The 4,413-nt window shown below is 43.0% G+C and carries 3 protein-coding genes and 1 pseudogene; 3 read left to right on the forward strand and 1 reads right to left on the reverse strand.

Annotation, left to right across the window (positions count from 1 at the left end):
* Positions 1-116: 116 nt before the first annotated feature.
* From F6K20_RS25810 to F6K20_RS25820, 3 genes and pseudogenes are all read left to right on the forward strand, one after another.
* Positions 117-932 (forward strand): annotated as a pseudogene (locus tag F6K20_RS25810) (vanadium-dependent haloperoxidase); the annotation flags it as partial.
* Between the two features lie 685 nt (positions 933-1,617).
* The gene (locus F6K20_RS25815; RefSeq protein WP_154659983.1) at positions 1,618-1,791 is read left to right on the forward strand and encodes a hypothetical protein; all 174 of its coding nucleotides are present in this window, start codon (positions 1,618-1,620) and stop codon (positions 1,789-1,791) included.
* Between the two features lie 180 nt (positions 1,792-1,971).
* Entirely contained in the window at positions 1,972-2,886 is a 915-nt protein-coding gene (locus F6K20_RS25820) for a ParA family protein (protein WP_008190935.1), read from the forward strand.
* 95 nt (positions 2,887-2,981) lie between these two features.
* Here the strand turns inward: F6K20_RS25820 and F6K20_RS25825 are convergent.
* Positions 2,982-4,413, reverse strand: a 1,432-nt coding sequence (locus F6K20_RS25825; protein WP_287296548.1) for a class I tRNA ligase family protein, incomplete at its 5' end; no start/stop codon positions are given.

Genomic DNA, 4,413 nt, shown 5'->3' on the forward strand with positions numbered 1-4,413 from the left:
GAAGTCATTAGTGATTAAACCCAGCCAACCACATCTTTGATTTGATAGATCGCTAGCTCCCGGTCAATATGTTTCTTGGCTTTAAGAATCGGACTGTTAGGATTTTTGTACCAGCGCTGGGAGCGGAGCAAAAACTAGTAGCTGAGTTTTGGGAAGACCCCTCTGGCACTCCCTACCCTCCTGGAACTTGGATGAGTTTTGGTTCATTCGTCTCTGAACGGGATGACCAAACCATAGATGAAGATATCCAACTTTACTTTGGTCTGGGCAATGCAGTTTTGGATGCTGGTATTGCGACTTGGGAAGCAAAAGTCTTCTACGACTATACTCGTCCCGTCCGAGCGATTCGCGAACTTGGTGAGCTGGGCTTAATTGGTGAATTCGATCAGGAGCTGGGAGGCTTTGTGATCGAATCTTATGGTGGACCAGGAGTAGGAACGATCAGGCTATTAGCCAGTGATTTTATTACCTACCAAACTCCTGGTGCCGATCCATCCCCTCCCTTTGCGGAATTCACCTCAGGACATAGTGCTTTCAGTGCTTCTGCGGCTGAGATTTTCAAGCTATTTACCGGTAGTGATGAGTTCGGCAATTCAGTAACCTTTGCCCCTGGTGCCTCTCGTTTTGAACCTGGTTTGACTCCCACGGATCAAGTCACCCTATTTTGGGAGACATTTTCCGATGCTGCTGATGAAGCTGGTGTTTCTCGCATCTACGGTGGCATTCACTTCGATGATGGAGATCTATTCGGCAGAGACTTAGGGCGACAAGTTGGTGGCAAGGTCTATGACCGGACATTATTCTTCATCAATGGTGGTGTTAAAGTTCCCGAACCTACCTCGGTATTGGGTATGTTAGTATTTGGTGCCTTTGGTGCTGCTTCCATGATCAAAGGAAAACGGGGAAATCAATCTCACCATCAATCTCACTAACATTACCTAAAAATCTTCCTTTTGGAGGTTTAGGAAGCCTTGGTTTCTGATTAACCTAAAAAAGAAAAGGGAAAAGGTTTCATAACAGTTCAGGTTTCGCCAAATACCTTTTCCCTAGCTGAAATCCCCCCAATTTTGGGGGGTATTTAGTTAGGATACATAACAAATCTGGCTATGGCAAGTTGGTATATAGCATTTCCAAATGATTTGTAAACAAGGACTACCATTTTTTTATTACCAAAAACCCCTATATACTTGATTAACTCTTGCCTCTTGCCTCTTGCCTCTTACCTTTCCCTAAGGATTCTGTTCACAACTCAAATAAAAATGCTATAAATCCATCAAAACCGAGGGTAAGGGAAAGAATCAATAAAGAATAATTTTTATCAATAATATTAAGAAAAAATTGCAATAGTGCTGAAAATCAAGGCTTAATATGGTCATAATCCTTGCCATATATCACATTTTGGCTCAATTTTTCTGGCGCTTACCCTGCTTAAAAACCGACGGCTGAATTTCATGAACCTGGATTGCCTTTGAAGATTTTCCCAGGGTTTCTTCCAGATTTTGTACCAGAATGGTTTATACTGATTATCTGGGGAGGCGACATCCAAGCTGAAATCCATACTGGGTAATAATTTCAGCCCATAAGCTCCAAAAAGATACATGCTGTTTTGAGCAGACCTTGAACCACGATACACAACGATCACATCAACGGAGCATTCAACCAACTATTCAACCGAGCATTCAACAGGTACAATCTGGTCTAGGGGAATTTTCAGCAATTTTGCGATCGCATCAACTCACCATAAACCCATTGGTAAGTAATGCAGGTAATGCAGAATTTATCCAGGTTTAAGGTAGCTGACTATTCCACAGATGAAAGCCCTGTGTCAAGCCTTGGGTGTGACTCTCGACGACTTACCGAATGATTGCGGACTGCCCAAGGGTAAATCATAGTAATCCATCGGAATTCTTGCCTAGTAACCAATAATACTGAATGATGATAAATAGTGTCATGGCAAGATCACGTTTATCAATGGGATTAGTCATTAGTACAGTCAATATGAAAGGTGGTGTGGGCAAGACCACCCTCACCGTCAACTTGGCGACTTGCTTAGCCAAAAATCATAATAAGCGGGTTTTGGTGGTCGATTTAGATACCCAAATTAGTGGAACCTTGAGCTTAATGCAGCCCCAAGCATTTGCTAAAGCTAGAAAAGGGAGGCGGACATTAAGTCGGTTAATTGACAAAGTCATTAAACCTAGCTATCGCAGTCGCTTAACAATTGAGGATATTATTCAAACTGATAATTGTAATATCAAAGGATTGGATTTATTGCCGGGAGATATTGAGCTTTATGATGAATATGTAGTGTCTGATCTACTCCATAAGCAATCTATTCAGGAAGGGGAGGTGGAATTTAGTAAGGTTTGGAGCCGCTTTGAAAGTTTATTAATCAAAGGGATATTAGAGCCGATTATCCCTAACTATGACTTTATTATTTTAGATTGCGCTCCGGGCTACAATCTTTTGACTCGCAGTGGCATTGTGGCTAGTGATTTCTATTTGCTACCAGCCAGACCAGAACCTTTATCTATTGTAGGGATTCAACTTCTAGAAAGACGGATTGCCAGGCTCAAAGAAAGTCATCAGCAGGATAGTCCTCTTAACTTGCAGCTGTTGGGGATTATCTTTATTTTGTCAGGCGGGGGACTGATGGGTAGGTACTATAAGCAAGTGATGAGGCGAGTTGATAACGATTTCGATAGCAACCAAATTTTTAAAATTCGCATTCCCATGGATGTTAATGTTGCTAAAGCTGTGGATAGTTTTAGTCCTGTAGTTATCGCTCATCCTAATTCTGCTGGCTCTAAAGCATTCTTCAAGTTGACAGAAGAATTTTTACTTAAGCTTGAGGGGATTAAGAGTATGGAACAAATCAGGGATTAGTGTTGAATCTCTAATCCCTGATCTGGCCAATAGTGCTAACTGTCCTTAGCAATCTCTCAATCACCAATAACTTACAAGTCAGTTAACAAGTTACCTCAGAAGTTACCAGCTAAGGCAGCATTACAGCGTTCGCAGATGGTAGGATGCTCAGCAATTGTACCTACTTTAGGTCCGTAGTTCCAACAGCGATCGCATTTTAAGCCTTCTGCATTGACTACCCCTAGCGCTATAGTTTCTGATTCAGCGCTATAGGTTGCTGTTTGTATAACTTCTAGGGAATCTACTAATTCTACTTGAGAGGCTAACAGGAGATAGCGCAATTCATCCACTTGATTTCCACTCAGGCTATCGGAAGGATTCATGGCTTCCAGGCGCTGCTTTAATTGTTGATCTTTAACATAAAGCAATACTTTAGCATCTAGAGATGAGCCAATCATCTTTTCCGCTCTGGCTTTTTCGAGTACTTTATTTACTTCTGTGCGGATGGTGCGCAAGCTTGACCAGGACGCCGCTAGTTCAGGGTTTTTCCATTGCTGGTCTAATTTGACCCAACCTGACTCAAACACCGATTGATGGGATTTCTGGTAAGGGAGGTATTGCCAGATATCTTCTGCCATGTGACAGAGTACAGGTGCGATCGCTTTAGCTAAATTTTCTACTGCTATTTGTAGCACTGTCTGACAACTGCGCCGCCGTGGTGAGTTGGCAGCACTGATATAGAGTCGGTCTTTGGCAATATCCAGATAGAAGTTAGACAGGTCTACTACACAGAAGTTCTGCACGCTCTGGAAAAAGCGGAAGAATTGATAACTCTCAAAGGCATCAGTTACATCCTCAAATACCTCTGTGATCCGGTGTAGCATGTAGCGGTCTAATTCCGGTAATTCCTGAACAGGCACCTTATCCTTAGCTGGGTCAAAGTCATGAAGGTTCCCTAGCAGGAAACGCGCTGTATTACGAATTTTGCGATAGACATCGGCTAGCTGCTTAAGAATACTCTGAGATATTGGAACATCTGAGGAATAGTCTACAGAAGATACCCACAATCGCAGTACATCAGCTCCGTAGGGGGGTTCTTTTTTATGGTTTTTACCACCCTCGATGATTATAGCTGGTTCCAAGATATTCCCCAAAGACTTACTCATCTTGCGCCCTTGGTCATCTAGAACAAAGCCGTGGGTTAAAACAGTTTTGTAGGGAGCATAACCATTGCTGGCTACACTGGTCAGTAAGCTGGACTGGAACCAACCCCGGTGTTGGTCTGAGCCTTCCAAGTAAATATCCACGGGATAGCGTAATTCTTCCCGTTGCTCGGCCACTGCTGCCCAAGAAGACCCGGAGTCAAACCAGACATCCATGGTATCGTTGCCCTTGCGGTAGGTCTTACCATTATTACGATAGGATTCTGGTAACAATTCCTCTACTGATAGTTCCCACCAGGCATCAGAACCTTTCTCAGCAATAATTCCCTGGACGTAAGCAATGGTTTCTTCATTGAGCAGGGGTTCGTTGGTTTGTTCGTCGTAG

The organism is Moorena sp. SIO2C4 (assembly GCF_010672485.1).
GTDB classification, from domain to species: Bacteria; Cyanobacteriota; Cyanobacteriia; order Cyanobacteriales; family Coleofasciculaceae; genus Moorena; species Moorena producens.